This window comes from Mailhella sp. (genome assembly GCF_057866825.1).
In genome coordinates this window covers 1-16,277 of sequence record NZ_DBMAHT010000046.1, presented here as the reverse complement: position 1 = coordinate 16,277, position 16,277 = coordinate 1, and the positions used below count along the sequence as shown (strand labels likewise).

At 60.6% G+C, this 16,277-nt stretch carries 13 protein-coding genes and 1 other RNA gene; 5 read left to right on the top strand and 9 right to left on the bottom strand.

Annotated features, from left to right (window positions below):
- The 4 genes from ACZM96_RS06115 to surE form a co-directional block, all read right to left on the bottom strand.
- Positions 1 to 1,368: FAD-dependent oxidoreductase (locus tag ACZM96_RS06115; protein ID WP_489487940.1), on the bottom strand; the 1,368-nt coding region annotated here is incomplete at its 3' end.
- 73 nt (positions 1,369 to 1,441) lie between these two features.
- The gene (locus tag ACZM96_RS06110; RefSeq protein ID WP_489487939.1) at positions 1,442 to 3,421 is read right to left on the bottom strand and encodes an oxidoreductase; all 1,980 of its coding nucleotides are present in this window, start codon (positions 3,419 to 3,421) and stop codon (positions 1,442 to 1,444) included.
- Positions 3,422 to 4,306: 885 nt separating this feature from the next.
- Entirely contained in the window at positions 4,307 to 5,230 is a 924-nt protein-coding gene (fba, locus tag ACZM96_RS06105) for a class II fructose-1,6-bisphosphate aldolase (RefSeq protein WP_489487938.1), read from the bottom strand.
- Between the two features lie 140 nt (positions 5,231 to 5,370).
- Positions 5,371 to 6,162, bottom strand: a complete 792-nt coding sequence (gene surE / locus ACZM96_RS06100) for a 5'/3'-nucleotidase SurE (protein WP_489487937.1) — start codon at positions 6,160 to 6,162, stop codon at positions 5,371 to 5,373.
- Between the two features lie 151 nt (positions 6,163 to 6,313).
- On the opposite strand from surE, the gene ACZM96_RS06095 reads away from it, so the two are divergent.
- Together ACZM96_RS06095 and tmk are read left to right on the top strand one after the other, a co-directional pair.
- Positions 6,314 to 7,360, top strand: a complete 1,047-nt coding sequence (locus ACZM96_RS06095) for a 3'-5' exoribonuclease YhaM family protein (protein ID WP_489487936.1) — start codon at positions 6,314 to 6,316, stop codon at positions 7,358 to 7,360.
- Positions 7,345 to 7,968, top strand: coding sequence for a dTMP kinase (gene tmk, locus ACZM96_RS06090; protein ID WP_489487935.1), 624 nt, complete (start codon positions 7,345 to 7,347; stop codon positions 7,966 to 7,968). Before ACZM96_RS06095 ends, tmk begins: the two co-directional genes overlap by 16 nt.
- Positions 7,969 to 8,180: 212 nt before the next feature.
- Here tmk and ACZM96_RS06085 read toward each other — a convergent pair whose 3' ends face one another.
- The 4 genes from ACZM96_RS06085 to ACZM96_RS06070 all read right to left on the bottom strand — a co-directional run bounded on the left by ACZM96_RS06085 (position 8,181) and on the right by ACZM96_RS06070 (position 11,206).
- The gene (locus tag ACZM96_RS06085; RefSeq protein WP_489487934.1) at positions 8,181 to 8,972 is read right to left on the bottom strand and encodes a tetratricopeptide repeat protein; all 792 of its coding nucleotides are present in this window, start codon (positions 8,970 to 8,972) and stop codon (positions 8,181 to 8,183) included.
- Positions 8,972 to 9,916 (bottom strand): DUF4037 domain-containing protein, encoded by a 945-nt coding sequence (locus ACZM96_RS06080; RefSeq protein WP_489487933.1) that lies wholly within the window; start codon positions 9,914 to 9,916, stop codon positions 8,972 to 8,974. The genes ACZM96_RS06085 and ACZM96_RS06080 overlap by 1 nt, the downstream gene beginning before the upstream one ends.
- Before the next feature lie 40 nt (positions 9,917 to 9,956).
- Positions 9,957 to 10,388, bottom strand: coding sequence for an RrF2 family transcriptional regulator (locus ACZM96_RS06075; RefSeq protein WP_489487932.1), 432 nt, complete (start codon positions 10,386 to 10,388; stop codon positions 9,957 to 9,959).
- A gap of 212 nt (positions 10,389 to 10,600) precedes the next feature.
- Positions 10,601 to 11,206 carry a recombinase family protein gene (locus ACZM96_RS06070; RefSeq protein WP_489487931.1) on the bottom strand — a complete coding sequence of 202 codons (606 nt, stop codon included), beginning with the start codon at positions 11,204 to 11,206 and terminating at the stop codon, positions 10,601 to 10,603.
- A gap of 741 nt (positions 11,207 to 11,947) precedes the next feature.
- On the opposite strand from ACZM96_RS06070, the gene ACZM96_RS06065 reads away from it, so the two are divergent.
- Complete coding sequence (locus ACZM96_RS06065; protein WP_489487930.1) at positions 11,948 to 12,622, top strand: hypothetical protein; 675 nt, start codon at positions 11,948 to 11,950, stop codon at positions 12,620 to 12,622.
- A 122-nt stretch (positions 12,623 to 12,744) separates the two neighbouring features.
- Here the strand turns inward: ACZM96_RS06065 and ssrA are convergent.
- Positions 12,745 to 13,127, bottom strand: a transfer-messenger RNA (tmRNA) gene (gene ssrA / locus ACZM96_RS06060).
- A gap of 310 nt (positions 13,128 to 13,437) precedes the next feature.
- On the opposite strand from ssrA, the gene ACZM96_RS06055 reads away from it, so the two are divergent.
- Together ACZM96_RS06055 and ACZM96_RS06050 are read left to right on the top strand one after the other, a co-directional pair.
- On the top strand, positions 13,438 to 14,562 hold the full coding sequence (locus tag ACZM96_RS06055) for an acetamidase/formamidase family protein (protein WP_489487929.1): 1,125 nt from the start codon (positions 13,438 to 13,440) through the stop codon (positions 14,560 to 14,562).
- A gap of 303 nt (positions 14,563 to 14,865) precedes the next feature.
- Positions 14,866 to 16,263, top strand: coding sequence for a Na+/H+ antiporter NhaC family protein (locus tag ACZM96_RS06050; RefSeq protein ID WP_489487928.1), 1,398 nt, complete (start codon positions 14,866 to 14,868; stop codon positions 16,261 to 16,263).
- Positions 16,264 to 16,277: the final 14 nt, after the last annotated feature.

Below are 16,277 nucleotides of genomic sequence, written 5' to 3'. Positions count from 1 at the left end.
TTCGTGGAACAGCTTCATTTCCTTCTTGAACCACATGGGATCGGAAAGCAGGGCCTGTCCGCCGAGGCGGTCGGTCTTTTCGTAGAGCACCACGGAGTGACCGCGGTCGGCGCAGCTCAGGGCCGCGTTCATGCCGGCCACGCCGCCGCCGATGACGGCCACCTTCTTATGACGGTCGGACGGCGGAATGCGCAGCTTCTGAGCGCTCTGAAACTGCAGGGGATTGACCATGCAGGTGCGGTCGTAGCTGGGATAGGTGAGCAGGTGCAGATCCTTGGAAATGGCCACGCGGCGGCCGTGGTCGAGGCAGTAGTCGCAGCGCAGGCAGGGGCGGATGTCGTCTTCTCTGCCTTCCTTGGCCTTCTTGATGATTTCGGGATCGGCCATGGCGGAGCGGCCCATGAGCACGTAGTCGGCCTGACCCTTGGCGAGCACTTCTTCAGCGATTTCGGGGCTGTAGATGCCGCCCACCACGCCGACGGGAATGGACACGCCGGACTTCTTCACGATTTCGCTGGCCCAGGCGTTGTGCGCCACGGGATCGAAGCCGGTAGGATGCATCTTGGGACGGGTGAGGGCGTCGATGCGGTGGCCGCAGGTGATGTGGACCATGTCCACGTAGTCCTGGAAGATTTTGACCTGTTCGGCGGTTTCTTCGGGCATGATGCCGCCTTCCACGCCGTCGGTGCCGTTGAGGCGCAGTTCGATGAGCAGGCTGTCGCCCACCACGCGGCGGATTTCCTTGAGGATCATCACGGGGAAGCGGCAGCGGTTTTCAATGGAGCCGCCGAATTCGTCGGTGCGGTGGTTGGTGAGCGGGGAGAGGAAGTAGTTGATGAGCCAGCCGTGGGCGAAGTGCAGCATGAGGCCGTCGAAGTTGGCTATCTGGGCCCAGTGGGCGTATTCGCCGAACAGGGCGGCGATTTCTTCCATTTCCGCCACCGTGGCGGCCTTGGCGCCGAGATGGGGTTCGTCGTCGGCGGCGATCTTCTTGAAGCCCGCGCGCATGTAGGGGCCGCCGTGGATGAATTCCGCAAAGCTTCTGCCGTTGTAGGCGTGAACGGCGCGCTGGAAGCGCTGGAAGTTCATCTGGTTGCAGGTCTTGGGATTCAGATTGAAGCAGTGTTCATGGCTGCCGTCGATGGGCACTTCCATGGGCAGGGCCACGGAGGAGAAGCCGCCGCGGATGAAGCGCATCCAGAAGTCGATGCCGAAGGTGTTGATGCGGCCGTCGCTGTCTTCGCCGCCGCCCGTGGCGCCGGTGCCGATGGGGGCCACGCGCACCCTGTTGTTGAACATGACCTTGTTCTTGCCCACGTACATGGGTTCAAAAAGATGAGGATACTTTTCTTTGTATATCGGTTTCATAGCGAACTCCCGAGGTTGTGGAGCGCCCGCCTTTCCGCGGACGCCCCGTGCGGACGACGCAAGGTTGCGATAATTACAGGGTAAGGCCGGCGTCGAAGCCGGTATGCACGGCATGCACGATGCTGGAAGCTTCCACGCAGTCGCCCACGCAGATCACGTCGAAGGCCACGTCCTTGAACTTTTCGCGTTCCTTGACGAGCGGCTTGGTGCCCACGGCGATGATGACGGTGTCGGCTTCGATGAACTTTTTGCCGTCGGCGTTTTCCACCCACACGCCCTTGTCGGTGATTTCCCGGCAGGTGGTGTTCACCATGCTGTTCACGTGGTTCTTTTCCAGATTGATGAGGTAGGCGGTGCGTTCGGTGAGCTGGGCCTTGGAGGCGAGATGTTCGGCCATTTCCACGATGGTGCATTCATGGCCGAGGCCGTTCAGATGAATGCCGAGTTCCACGCCGATGGCGCCGCCGCCGATGATGGCCACCTTCTTGCCCACCGTGTCTTCATGACCGAACACATCGAAGGACATGACGGCCTTTTCCACGCCGGGAATGCGGGGCACGACCTGTTCCGCGCCCACGGCCACGATGACGGCGTCGAAGTCGTTTTCTTCAATGATTTCGCGGGTGGCTTCGGTGTTGTACACCACGGTGATGGCCGGGCGCTTCTTGATCTGGCGTACCAGATACTCGTGGAACAGCTTCATTTCCTTCTTGAACCACATGGGATCGGAAAGCAGGGCCTGTCCGCCGAGGCGGTCGGTCTTTTCGTAGAGCACCACGGTGTGACCTCTCATGGCGCAGCTCAGGGCCGCTTCCATGCCGGCCACGCCGCCGCCGATGACGGCCACCTTCTTCTGACGATCCGCCGGGGGAATGCGCAGCTTCTGCGCGCTCTGGAACTGCATGGGATTGGTCATGCACTGACGGTCGTAGCTGGGGTAGGTGAGCAGGTGCAGATCCTTGGAAATGGCCACGCGGCGGCCGTGATCCATGCAGTAGTTGCAGCGCAGGCAGGGGCGGATGTCGTCTTCTCTGCCTTCCTTGGCCTTTTTGACGAGTTCGGGGTCGGCCATGGCGGAGCGGGCCATGAGCACGTAGTCGGCCTGACCCTTGGCGAGCACTTCTTCGGCCACGGCGGGATCATACACGCCGCCCACGAGGCCGATGGGAATGGACACGCCGGACTTCTTCACGATTTCGCTGGCCCAGGCGTTGTGGGCCATGGGATCGAAGCCGGTGGGATGCATCTTGGGACGCGTGAAGGCGTCGATGCGGTGGCCGCAGGTGATGTGAACCATGTCCACGTAGTCCTGGAAGATCTTGACCTGCTCGGCGCATTCTTCGGGGGTGATGCCGCCTTCCACGCCGTCGGTGCCGTTGAGACGCAGTTCGATGAGCAGGCTGTCGCCCACCACGCGGCGGATTTCCTTGATGACCATGAGCGGGAAGCGGCAGCGGTTTTCAATGGAGCCGCCGAACTCGTCGGTGCGGTGGTTGGTGAGCGGGGAGAGGAAGTAGTTGAACAGCCAGCCGTGGCCGTAGTGCAGCAGCAGACCGTCGAAATTGGCTATCTGAGCCCAGTGGGCGTATTCGCCGAACAGGGCGGCCACTTCTTCCATGTCGGCCACCGTGGCGGCCTGGGAGCCGAGATGGGGTTCGTCGTCGGCGGAGATTTTCTTGAAGCCCGCGCGCATGTAGGGGCCGCCGTGCAGGAATTCCGCAAAGGTCTTGCCGTTGAAGGCGTGAACGGCGCGCTGCAGGCGCTGGAAGTTCATCTGGTTGCAGGTCTTGGGATTCAGGTTGAACATGTGTTCGTGGCTGCCGTCGATGGGCACTTCCATGGGCAGGGTCACGCGGGAGAAGCCGCCCTGAATGTAGCGCATCCAGTAGTCGATGCCGAAGGTGTTGATGCGGCCGTCGCTGTCTTCGCCGCCGCCCGTGGCGCCGGAGCCGATGGGCGCCACGTTGAAGCGGTTGTTGAAGCGCACTTTGTTCTTGCCGACATAGAGAGGTTCAAACAGATGGGGATATTTTTCTTTGTAGATGGGCTTCATACGCTCTCCTTTGGCGATACATGATTTTTGCGCGCTGGACGGCGGGGAAATCCGCTTGCTACGGGCCGTCAACTTTTCTGAACGTCTATTCCAGAAAATAGGAGAGCAGGAAAAAAAAGAAAAATATTAATTTTCAATGGCTGGTTATCAGCAGGTTTTATGCTGACGGTGCGAAACGAAGGCGCGGAACGGACGGAGCGGCGCGGGAAAGGCCGCGGACGCGAATCGGTATCCGGGCGGCTTTGCTGCAAAAAAGAGAAGCGCGAAGTGAAGGAGAGGGCAGGAGGAGAGCGCCTCGCCGGAACAAGGGCAGAGTCGTTAAAAATCAACTGCGTAGCCAGAGAGGCGAACGCCTGCGCGCGGAACAAGGGGCGGATGGAGAGATCGCCCCGTGCTTCCAGGCAAAGCGCGTGCAAGAACCGCGGAAAGCGCAGCGGCGGGGCAGACCGTCGGAGTGCATTTCGCGGTTTGGTGTTTTTGGGGGAAAAGAGATTTGCAGGGCTTTGTGCGCGGGGCGGTGAAGAACTTGCGCGGGATCGGCGTGACCGGGCTGTGCGCCCGGCTGCCTCAGAAGCGCGGGGCGCGCGAAGACGTGTGGCCGGGAGGCCTTTCGCCGTTGCTTCTTGCCCGTGTTCATGCGCCCGTCGGTACGAACGGGAGCGCCTGCAAGGGCCCGCCGGGCGTCGGCCGGAAGTTCCGGCATCCGGGCGTTCTGCGTCGTCCGCTTTGAGCGCTGAGGGCGGGGCTTCGAGCGACTGCGTTTTCCGTCCGCGTCAGGAGGCTGCGCTCAGGGCGGAGAAAAAAACAGGCAGACCGTGAAACACGGTCTGCCGTGGAGGAAGGCTGCGCCTTCGGAAATGGCTGCCCGGAGGAGCGGCCGGAGAATCAGATTTTGTTGGAGCTGCCGAGCACGTTGCGGATCTTGCGCTGCACCATGTTCTTGACGGCTTCACGGGCGGGCTTGAGGTAGGCGCGCGGATCGAAGGCTTCGGGATGTTCGGCCATGTACTTGCGGATGTTGGCGGTCATGGCGAGGCGGATGTCGGAGTCGATGTTGATCTTGCATACGCCGGACTTGGCGGCCTTGCGCAGCATCTCTTCGGGCACGCCCTTGGCGTTGCCGAGCTTGCCGCCGTACTGGTTGGCCATTTCCACGAATTCCTGCGGCACGCTGGAAGCGCCGTGCAGCACCAGCGGATAGCCGGGCATCATGGAAGAAATCTTGTCGAGGCGTTCGAAGTCGAGCTTGGCTTCGCCCTTGAACTTGTACGCGCCGTGACTCGTGCCGATGGCGATGGCCAGGGAGTCGCAGCCGGAGCGCTGGACGAATTCCACGGCCTGATCGGGATCGGTGTAGATGCTCTTTTCGGCGGAAACGTGCTCTTCCACGCCGGCGAGCTGACCGAGTTCGGCTTCCACCCACACGCCGCGGTCGTGGGCGTAGTCCACCACCTGCTTCGTGACGGCGATGTTTTCCTCGAAGGGCAGGTGTGAGCCGTCGATCATGACGGAGCTGAAGCCGCCGTCGATGCAGGCCTTGCACAGTTCAAAGTCGGGGCCGTGATCGAGATGCACCACCACCGGGAGATCGGACTCGGCGAGGGCGGCTTCCACCAGTTTCATGATGTACACCTGACCGGCATACTTGCGGGCGCCGGCGGAAACCTGAAGGATCAGCGGCGAGCGCTCTTCCGCGCCGGCCTGCATGATGCCCTGAATGATTTCCATGTTGTTGACGTTGAAAGCGCCGATGGCATACCCTTCCTTGTAGGCGCGGGCAAACATCTCTTTGGGAGTGGTGATAGGCATGGCTTCCCTCCGGGGAGCATCAGTATCTTGGAGAGGCATGAACAATAAAGGAATCCTCTCCTCTTTCTTTGTTTCTTTTGTATCCGCAGTGAGGATTTTTCGCAAGGGATAACGCCGAAAAGAACGCCTCTCTCCTGCTTTTACGGACGCACGGACTCCCACAGACTGTTTTCGTTGAGCTTTTTTGCGGCGGCATCGTCGTTGAGGTCGATGTTCAGCGGCGAGAGCGTGGCCCAGCCCTGGTGCAGCCAGCTTTTGTCGGTGCCTTCGTCTTCAAGAAGGAAGTGCTGGAAGGGATCCTTCATCCAGAAATATTCCCTGCCTGCGGGGGAGAAGCGGCGTTCGTAGGAATCGAGGCAGGTCCAGTCGGTGCTGTGTCTGCAAACCTTGAGTCCGCGGATTTCTTCCGCCGGGCAGTCGGGCAGGTTGAGATTGTACACGCGGTGACGGGGCAGATGTTCCCAGTCGAGGGCCGCGGCGAGGCGCACGGCGAGATCGGCGTGCGCTTCGGTAGCTCCGTCGTGCGAGCAGTGGGAAACCGCCAGCGAGGGCAGACCGTACATGGCCGCCTGAATGGCCGCGCCCACCGTGCCGGAGAAGAAGACGTCCTGTCCGGCGTTGGGTCCGAAGTTGATGCCGGAAATCACGATGTCGGGCCGAAAATCGGGCATGAGGCCGCGCAGCGCGAGAATGACGCAGTCGGCCGGTGTGCCGGAAACGGCCGTGCCTTCAAAGCGTTCGCCGCCTTCGAGGGTGAGGCGGACCTGCTTCGTAAGAATGGGATCATGCACCGTGAGGCAGCAGCCCGCGCCGGAATGCTGTTCGGCGGGGGCCACGGCCCTCACGTCGTGGCCTGCGCGGCGCAGGGCGGCATAGAGAAGGTGCAGGTTGCGGCTGTAGATGCCGTCGTCGTTGCTGATGAGTACGCGCATGGGAATCTCCGCGGCGCGGCCGAAACCTTTGACAAGCCTTGCCGCGCCATATACTGGAAAGAAAGGAACATGTCATGGGAGGGGCGCTTTCGCCTCTTCCCATGTTTTTTGTATAGAACGGGAACCAAAAGTCAAATTTTCCGAGGCGAACATGACCGAGCATCAGAAGATAAGCGCCATGTCGGCCGGCGACGAGATAGCGTCCGCGTATCTCGTGTCGCTGGCATCTCTTCAGCAGTCCCGCAACGGACCGTACTGGAGGCTTGAACTCAAGGACGCCAGCGGCGCGCTGGAAGCCAAGATATGGAGTCCGCTCAGCCTTTCCCTGTCCTCGCTGACGGCAGGACAGATGGTGAGGGTGGAAGGTCATGTTTCCCTGTACCGGGAACAGCTTCAGCTCACGGTGGAGGCGCTGCGCGTTCTCAGCGAAGAGGAGTGCGCAGCGCTGCCCATGGAGGATTATCTTGTTTCCAGCAGCAGGCCCGCGGCGGACATGATGGCGGACGTGGAACGCCTCTGCGACGCCGTGCTTACGCACAAGCCCTGGAAGAAGTTCATGCGCTCCGTGCTTTCCGACAAGCGCATTCGTCCGCTGCTCATGAAGGCTCCGGCGGCCAAGTCCGTGCATCATGCCTACATGGGCGGTCTTCTTGAGCACATGCTCTCCGTGGCCGAATTGTGCATGCTCATGGCCGATCACTATCCGGAGCTTGACCGGCAGACGCTGCTTGCCGCGGCGCTTCTGCACGACATAGGCAAGATCGACGAAATGAGCGGCGTGCTGGTGACCGAATACACCGACGAGGGGCGTCTGCTCGGGCACATCGTGCAGGGCATCGTCATGCTTGAGCCGTATCTGCGCAAGTCCGGGCTTGAGCCGGAACTTGTCATGCACTTCAAGCATCTTATTGCAAGCCATCATGGCGAGCCCGAGTTCGGCGCGGCGCGCGAGCCGTCCACGCCCGAGGCGTTCGTGCTGCACTACGCCGACAACATCGACGCCAAGCTTGCGCAGTGCCGCGGCATTCTTCCGGCCCCCGGCGAGGGGGAAGGCATGGCGTGGAGCCCTTATCAGTCGCTTCTCGGTCGCAGCGTCTGCCGTCCCGTGTGCACGCCGTCCTCCGCTGCGGAAACAAAGGCGTCGCGGCAGGAAAAGAAGGAACCCCGCCAGGAGGAAAGACAGTGTTCGTTACTTTAGAAGGTATAGAGGGCTCGGGAAAGAGCACGCTCATGAATCTGCTCGGACAGGAGCTGGAAAAACGCGGTCTGCCGTTCGTGCGCACGCGCGAGCCCGGCGGATGCGGACTCGGCGCCAGACTGCGTCCGCTGCTGCTCGACGTGTCGAGTTCGCTGGACAGCCGGGCCGAACTCTTTCTCTTCCTTGCCGACCGCGCGCAGCACGTGGCCGAGATCATCCGCCCGGCGCTGGGGCGCGGCGAATGGGTGCTGTGCGACCGCTATGCCGATTCCACCATCGCCTATCAGGGCTACGGCCGCGGTATGGACGCGGACAGGCTCCAGGAACTCAACGATCACGCCACGGGCGGCCTCTGGCCGGAGCGCACGCTGCTGCTCGATCTGCCCGTGGAAGAAGGCTTGAAAAGAGCGCGGGCCCGCAACGGCCGCGAGGGACTCAGCACCAGCGAAGGCCGCTTTGAAGCGGAGGAGCTGGCGTTTCATCAGCGCATCCGGCAGGGCTTTCTCGCCCGCGCCGTCCGCTGGCCCGAACGCTTCTGCGTGCTCGACGCGCGCCGGAGCCCGGAAGAACTTCTGAAGGCGGCCGTTGCGGCGCTGAATCTCGACTGATCCGCCGCCGGAAAGCGTCCTCGCCTTCACACGTGTTCAGAGAACGGAAAGCCTGCGCCGATCATGCGACCGGCGCAGGCTTTCCGTTTATTGTCGGCCCGGCAGACAAGCGCCGCCCTGACGGGCCGCGCACAAATCTTTCGTCACTTGGGCAATCTTTGCAATGTTCAGCTTTTGGCGGCGAGCTTGGCGTCGTAGGCGGCCAGGGAGCCTCAGTCATTTTCCCGGGCCAGCGCGCTTCTGCATACTTCCAGATTGCGGCGGTAGCCCTCAATGTCGTTGCCGCCCGTGTGCCCGCAGCGGGCATAGCAGGCAATGGCCTGTTCCAGCATGTCGGCGGCCTCGCGCCACCTGCCCGCCGAGGCGAGCGCCGTGCCGAGGTTGCCCATGGAAAAGGCGGTTTCCGGGTGATCGCCCAGCACCTTGCGGCGTATGTCGAGCGCCGCACGGTGAAGTGCAATGCCTTCGTCCGGCCGCCCCGTTTCCTCACAGATGCGGCCGAGATTGTTCAGACAGGTGGACACTTCCAGACTTTCCGGCCCCTTCTGCTTTTCCCAGAGGTCCCTGGCTTCAAGGCAGAGGGCTTCGGCTTCGGCAAAGTTTCTGCTTTCGTATTCGCCGAAGGAGAGGGCGAACAGCGAAGGCGCCAGGCGCGGATCGTCCGGCCCGAGGCTCTGGCGCAGAAGCGACAGAGCGGTTCTGCCGACACTCACGCTTCCGGCCGTGTCGCGGCAGGCGAGCTTCATGCGGGCAAGCGCCGTCAGCGCCAGGGCTCTTGCGGCTCCGGGAGCGTGTTCCAGCAGGCGGCAGGCCTGTTCGGTTTCGTGTGCCGCTTCATCGGCCTTGCCCTGATGAAACAGAGCCACGCCCAGCGTGTAGCGAAGATTCCCTTCGTCTGCCGGCGAAAGGTCGGGGTATTGTTTCAGAAGATCGCGCAGCGCCTTTTCGGCCTGCGCGTCCGGGAGTGTTCTGGCCGCATTGAGTGCGGAGCGAAAATCTTCCATCAGTCCTCCATGACGTTGCGGGCGCGCAGTTCGGGATCCTTGACGCCGCGCTGCACGAGAGGCCCGGCCTGCCACAGCCAGTTGCCCTGAATGTCGCACAGCTCCTGACGGCGAAGTTCCGCGGCCACGAGATCGCACAGTTTTTCGACGGCCTCCGAGGCCTCGGCTCCGAGACTTTGGGAATCCCAGGGCGTGCGCGCCAGAACCTTGACCGTGGAAGCCGTCTGCTGACCGAGCACGGGCAGGGTTTCGGCCAGGCGTCCGGCCCACTTGTAGAAGGGCATGTAGCGGCGGTTGAGCAGGAAGGCCATGGACAGCGCGGCCTCGGCAAAGCGCGCGGCGGCGAGCATGGCGGCCATGGAGTTGCCGCGCTGGAGACTGCGGGGCAGATTGTACTGACCGGCCTGCGCCATGATCATGCAGCGGGCGGCTATTTTCTTGCGGCGCACGTCGTCGGGATAGTATTTGAGCAGCGCCTCGCGCACGGCGGAAAATTCTCCGCCTTCGTCCATGAACACGTCGCCGTTGGTGCAGGAGCAGAGGTGATATTCGGGAACGGCCATCCATTCGCGCCAGGTCTCAGGGGCGCGATCCCTGCCCAGAAAGCGGCGGTAGAAGCCCTTGAGCGGCAGAGGTCCGGTTCTGCCCATGCGCCGCTCTCTGGCCATGCGCGTGGGAAAGCCCTGGAACGAGGCGGGAAGCGAGGCTATGGCCTCCTCCACGCGAGAAAGTTCCGCGCGAAGCAGCTCGTCCGGCACCCACAGGCAGAAGGCGGGACCCCAGTCGTGATCGCGGGAAATGCCGTCGTCCAGGCCGAGGCATTCCGAGCCTTCGCCCACAAGGCCGGCAGCCGAGCGCGTCATGATGTCGGGAATGCGTTCCCTGAGCAGGGGCAGGGAGGCTTCAAAGAAGAGTCGGGAAAGGGCGAGTCCGTTGAATGGCATGAAAACCTCGAAGGCAGAAGGTTGAACGGGCAGGAAGGCGTCAGAGACCGGGAGGACAGCATTCGCCGGGCAGAGCGGCGAGATCGCGCAGCGTGACGCTGTCGGCGTAGCGCTCGATGCAGTCGCCAAGGCCGCTCCAGAAGCGCAGCGAGGCGCATTTTTTCTGAAAATTGCAGGCTTCGGCTTCCGGATCAAGGCAGTCCACGGGAGCAAGACTTCCTTCCACGGCGCGCAGAATGTCGCCCGCCGTGCAGTTTTCGGGCGGCATAGCCAGCCGGTATCCGCCCTGACTGCCGCGTTCGCTCTTGACCAGTCCGGCCCGGCTCAGGGGCGCGATGACCTGTTCAAGATATTTGAGACTGATGTGCTGCGACTGCGCGATGGACTTGAGCGGCGTGTTGTCGTTGTGCGGACGCCGGGCAAGTTCTATCATCACACGGAGGGCATAGCGGCTCTTGGTAAAGAATTTCATGGCTTCACTCCTGCAGTCTTGCCTCTTTTAGCATGGAGCCGTCCGCATGACCATAGTCGGGCTGGGGTGCGCCCGGCAAAATGTGCGGTACAAGCTCGTTTTTCGGCTCGACGCGCAGACGCCGCACCTAAAGAGCGTTTTCATCGGCGTCTGCGCGTTGAGGCATGGCGTACGTTCCGCGTTGCCGCCGGAAGGCACGCCATGCCGTTCTGCTACGAGGTGTTCTTCATGTACGTTCTGGCCCGGTAGCGGAAGCTGGAGCGGGCCATGCCGCAGCGTCTCGCCGCTTCGGACGTGTTGATTTCACCGTTTTTCCACAGGACGAACACCCGCGGAAAGCCGGAAGGCAGCGGACTCGGCTCCCGACCGAAGCGCGTGCCGCTGATTTTCGCCGCGGCAATGCCTTCCGCCTGGCGACGGCGTATGTTTTCCCTCTCGTTCTGCGCCACGAACGACAGCACCTGAAGCACGAGATCGGCAATGAAGGTGCCGAGCAGATCCTTGTCTCTGCGGGTGTCGAGCAGAGGCATGTCGAACACGAGAATGTCCACTTTCATTTCCTTGGTGAGCACATGCCACTGCTGCTGGATTTCCTTGTAGTTGCGCCCCAGCCGGTCGATGCTGGTGATGCATATCTGATCGCCGGGCTTCAGGCGTCGGAGCATGGCGAGGTACTGCGGCCGCTGAAAATCCTTGCCCGACACCTTGTCGATGAAGATGTGCTTTTTGGGAATATCCCGTTTCTGCATGGCCAGGTACTGGCGGCTTTCGTTCTGATCCGTGCTGGATACGCGGATGTATCCGTATGTTTTTCCCATGGGGGCGGAACTCCTGAGATAGAGGTGCGTTGTTTCGCGGGCGTTTGGGCTGCCGGCGGCTGATCCGGTCGTGGAGCCGGGGCCGTGCTGCCCGTCGGGAGTGGAAGCTCTGGAGAACGGCCGTCGGCGTCGTTCGAGCGGAGCGTCCGGTGGGCGGAAAGCGACGCACGGAGGACGGGGATGCCTGGGAACGGAGTGTCGGGACAGTCGGGCTTTGTTTGCGTCGTGCATGGAATACCTCCTGACGTTTCGGCAAGAATGCCGGTTTTGAAGCGGGAGAAATCGCCGCTTCGCAGTCGGGAAGCAGAGCATAACGTGCTATCATGCGGGAATGAACCAGGATTTTTAGCCGCGGGATTGTCAGTCGTTAAAAAAGTACAAGGTCGGGACGGGAAAGGAGAAGGGCCTTTCGGCGGCTGAGGACGCGGCGGCCTTGCGCCGCAAGGGAAAAGAACATTGCGCATGCGCGCCGTCATCAGAGAAAAAATAATTCCTGTCTCTGCTGCTTGTTCCTGCAGGAAGAGTTGGGCGCAAGCAGGTCTCGGGCGGAAGCGGCACGGGAAGCAGACAACGGCATGTATCGGAATCGACCGTGTGAGAAAGAAAAACGGGGCGGAAAGTGCTGTCAGAGACGTGTTTTTGAAGCGGTTGTTTTTATAACATGTTGTTTTTTGTGCACAATCTTCGGCAAGACGCCGATGCGTTCATCATGAGAAGTGCATTTTTGAAGAGATCCGGGCTTTGAAAATGCCTCTTTTACGCCTCGGAAATGCGGCTGGACATGCCAAAGCGCAGTCATTAGATTGGCCTGCCGTGAAGAACAAGAGTCCGTTGCTCTTGAAAGAAATATTTTTAAAAAATATTCAGGGAGGATGGAAAATGAAGAGATGGATGACGGCGTTGTGTTTTCTCGGCCTGCTGGTGGCGACGCCTGCGTTTGCCGGAACTCTCGAAGCGCTGGACGGCATGCTGGATTCTGCGGAAAAAATACTCGGCGCGGCGGATCGGACGCGTCCTTCCGCATCTTCGGGCATAAGCTATGCGGAACCGCAGGGCTTTACGGCCACGGTCAATGGCGATGATTACTATCTGACCATTTATAAAGACAGAATCCATACGGTCGGCTATATAGGCGACGGGGAGTGGGCCCTGCTCTTCAAGATTACCCAAAGGACGCCGACTTCATTTTCTGCCACCTGCGTGGCGGATGTTTCCTACGACAAATGGAATAAGAAGCATCCCAAAGGCACGATAACGGGAACGCTGTCGGGAGATACCCTTTCCGTTGTTTTCAGCAGTCCTGACCTCAATACCAGCGACAGCGGAAAGACGCGCGTGACGGTGAAGCGCGTGAACGAGGATATTTCCGAATTCATACAGAGCAAGAAGTCCATATTCACGAGAACATTAAAATAACCGTTGCATGCTGCCTGCGGCCGTGAACGACGGCATAAAAAAACTCCCGATGCCCAGCGTTTTCACGCTGAACATCGGGAGTTTTTTTATGATCCAATATCGTATTGGATTGTTTCGACTTTTGGTGGAGGCGGGGAGAGTCGAACTCCCGTCCGAGAAAGGTCCGCGCAAGGCCTCTACAGGTTTAGTCTGCGTACAGAGTTTTCGCCTCGGGATTTGCCCGCAGACGGGCGTCCGTCAGTTATCCCGCCGTAACTCCTCGCGCGCGCCCCGGAAGGAACAGACGCGCGCCAGCCCGATAAGCTTGGCGCTTCGGCGACGTATCGGACGTCGGCCGCTTCAGCGTGACGGTCTTTGCGCCGTCAGGATGCCCGGCTGCTTACGCAGCGTAGGCGTATTCGTAATCGTTGTTGGCAATTACTTTGTTGCCGCTTTTTACGAGGCCAGCGGCGCCTCGACCTGCAACCATGGCTTCCAGCATCCCCGTCGAAACCAATGCGCCCCCTTGCGGATGGTGCCTTTGCTGACGCGGGTCAGAAAGACCACGTTTCCGTCGCTCTCGCAGGCGGAACAAGTATTAAATACGCATAAAATCTGTGTTCGTAAAGGGGCGCTGCGGCGGATTTCCGCGCTCGGCACAGAGAAAAACGACCGCCGCGGGGAGCGCCGGATTAAAATTGTTCCCGGCATGGCGGCAAAAAACAAAAGTGTTTCAACCAATTGCAGCATAAAAATGATAACTGTTTGAAAAATAACGATTCTTATGTTTGGCATGCTTCTTGCTTCATGATTGTCGACAAGAAAAGGAGACTGTCATGAACAGAAGAGAATTCATCCGCTGTGCAGGCATAGGAGCTTCGGGCATGCTTCTGGCCTCTGCGTTCGATACCACCATGAACGTGCGCCGGGCCGCGGCCGCAGCGTCTTCTCCCAAGGCCGACTATTTCGTTTCCGCCGATGCCAAGAATCTTATCAAGGGCGGCTTTGATCCCGACAAGAAGCCGGTGCTTTCCGTGGATTCCGGTGCCGTGGTCGATATTGAGACCGTGAGCATGCTGGGCATCGCGGGAACGTTTTCCGACTATATGAAAAAGTACTCTTTGTCGGCGGATGATCCCATCATCTATAAAATTCTGGCCTCGGAGAAATTGAAGAAGGCCTGCAGCTCGGGACATGTTCTGACGGGCCCCATTCGCATCAACGGCGCCAAGCCCGGCGACGTGCTGGAAGTGCGCATTCTCGACACCTTTTTGACCACGGATTTCGGCAACGTCATGGCGCGTCCCGGCGCGGGCGGCGTTCCGTATGAGGTGAAGGAAACCAGCTCGTTCCGCATTGAGTACGACAAGGCCAAAAAGGTGGGCAAGTACAAGAACCTCAATATTCCGCTCAATCCCTTCTTCGGCATCATGGGCGTTTCTCCGTCTGCCCTGGCTCCCACTGCTCCGCCTTCCGTGTTCGGCGGCAACATGGACATCAAGGCATTCACCAAGGGCACGTCCGTATATCTTCCCGTGCAGGTGGACGGCGCGTTGTACTACACGGGCGACGCTCACGCCGCGCAGGGCGACGGCGAAGTGAGCATTACCGCCATAGAAACCTCCATGACCGGCAGAGTGCAGTTCATTCTGCACAAGAACTGGAATCTCGGCATGCCCATGGGCGAAACGCCCACCCATTATCTGGTCATGGGACTCAACGAAGAGCTGCTTCTGGCTTCCCGTCAGGCCATCATGGAAGCGTCGCACTTCATTGCTGAGAAAAACGGCATGACCTTCAACGAGGCGCTGGTGCTGTGCAGTATGGGCGTGGACTTCAAGGTGGCCCAGGTGGTCAACGGTGTGAAGGGCATTTACGGCGCCATTCCCAAGTCGCTGATCGGTGCCGGCAAGCTCGGCAAATTCTGGAATGAGGACGGCGCAGTGAGCTATCTTGCGTAGCGTGCGGCGCAGGAGACAGGCGTCCCGGAAAGCGCACATGACGCGATCAACCCCGGGACGCCTGCCTTGATACACTGCGTTGCAGGACATTGGAGCAAAAAAAGCCGCATCGAAATCGCAATATATTCGTTTTTTTCTGCATAATTCAGGCAAAAGCCAGGTTTTCCCCTTGCTTTTGCCTTTTTCTCGGGATATTGTTGTCGACAATCGACAAAGTATAGATCATATTAAAATTATTTAATTTTTATAGCGTCAACTTTGAAATTCACCCCGGGAGGGGAACCCATAACAAGGAGTAGCGTCATGGAGGAAAAGAAACTCGACATGTATGGCGGGCTTCTCGGCGGACTGGTTCCGCTGCTGGTGCTGGTGGCCGGTCTTGTCTGGCTGTCCGTGGCCGAGCGCGGCGGCACGAAGCCGTTCTGGGCCTGCGCCTGGCTCGCGCTCTGCGTGGGCCTGTTCTTTGCCAGAAACAAAGAGGAGTACTGCAAGGCCGCCATGCGCGGCATCGGCGACAAGACGGGCATCGTCATTGTGACGGCGTGGCTGTTTGCTGGCGTGTTCGGCAAGCTCATGGCTGCCGGCGGTCTGGTCAACGGTCTGCTCTGGATGGGCATGACCACGGGCGCGCAGGGCTCCATCTTCACGCTGCTGGTGTTCTTTGCGGCCATGCTCTTCGCGCTCGGCACGGGCACGAGCACCGGCACCTGCATTGCGCTGGCTCCCGTGCTTTATCCGGCGGGCTATTTCCTCGGTTCCGATCCGGCCATGCTGGGTCTGGCCATTCTTTCCGGTGCGGCCTTCGGCGACAACCTGGCCCCCATTTCCGACACCACCATCGTTTCCGCCTACACGCAGGGCGCGAGAATGAAGGACGTGGTGCGCAGCCGCTTCCCGCTGTCCATTACCGCCGCGGCCGTGAGCGCCGTGATCTTCCTGATCTTCGGCGGCGGCGGACAGGTGAGCGCGCTGCCTGAAATTCATGCCAATCTGAATCCTTCCGGCATCTTCATGCTGCTGGCGCTGGTCGTGGTGGTCGTTTCCGCCCTGGCGGGACGCCACATCATCGAATCGCTCATTTACGGCAACGTGACCGCGGCCGTCATCGGCGTGCTCATCGGCAACATTCCTCTCGGCGCGATATTCAGCGTTCCGGCCAAGAGCGGTGCCTCCACCGGCATCATTCAGGACGGCGTGGACAGCGTGGTCGGCGCCATCATTTTCGCCATTCTGATTCTGGCGGTCACGCAGATTCTCGTGGAAAGCGGCATCATGCGCCGCATCCTCGACTTCGCCCACAGCACGCTTGTTTCCTCCGTGCGTCAGGCGGAGCTGTTCATTGTCGGCGTCACGGTGCTGGCGTCCATTCCGATTTCCGCCAACGCCCCGGCCGAACTGCTCGTCGGTCCCACGCTGGTGCGTCCCATCGGCGAAAAGTTCAAGCTCGCGGCGGCCCGTCGCGCCAACCTCATGGACTGCGCCGTGTGCAGCATCTTCTTCACGCTGCCCTGGCACATCGCCGTGGCGGCCTGGTACGGCGCTCTCTACAGCGCGGCCGAAGGCTACGGCATTCCTGCGCCCGGCATCAGCGCCGCGCTTTACAACCCGTATTCCTGGGCTCTGCTCCTCGTGCTGATCTTCTCCGCCGTCACCGGCTGGAACCGCAAGTACGACATGGGCGAACAGAGCGAGGCCGCGTAGCATTCGACACGCAG

Coding starts and splice junctions, on each gene's coding strand:
- ACZM96_RS06110 (WP_489487939.1), bottom strand. CDS start 3,421: ATGAAGCCCATCTACAAAGAAAAATATCCCCATCTGTTTGAACCTCTC.
- fba (WP_489487938.1), bottom strand. CDS start 5,230: ATGCCTATCACCACTCCCAAAGAGATGTTTGCCCGCGCCTACAAGGAA.
- surE (WP_489487937.1), bottom strand. CDS start 6,162: ATGCGCGTACTCATCAGCAACGACGACGGCATCTACAGCCGCAACCTG.
- ACZM96_RS06095 (WP_489487936.1), top strand. CDS start 6,314: ATGACCGAGCATCAGAAGATAAGCGCCATGTCGGCCGGCGACGAGATA.
- ACZM96_RS06085 (WP_489487934.1), bottom strand. CDS start 8,972: ATGGAAGATTTTCGCTCCGCACTCAATGCGGCCAGAACACTCCCGGAC.
- ACZM96_RS06080 (WP_489487933.1), bottom strand. CDS start 9,916: ATGCCATTCAACGGACTCGCCCTTTCCCGACTCTTCTTTGAAGCCTCC.
- ACZM96_RS06075 (WP_489487932.1), bottom strand. CDS start 10,388: ATGAAATTCTTTACCAAGAGCCGCTATGCCCTCCGTGTGATGATAGAA.
- ACZM96_RS06070 (WP_489487931.1), bottom strand. CDS start 11,206: ATGGGAAAAACATACGGATACATCCGCGTATCCAGCACGGATCAGAAC.
- ACZM96_RS06055 (WP_489487929.1), top strand. CDS start 13,438: ATGAACAGAAGAGAATTCATCCGCTGTGCAGGCATAGGAGCTTCGGGC.
- ACZM96_RS06050 (WP_489487928.1), top strand. CDS start 14,866: ATGGAGGAAAAGAAACTCGACATGTATGGCGGGCTTCTCGGCGGACTG.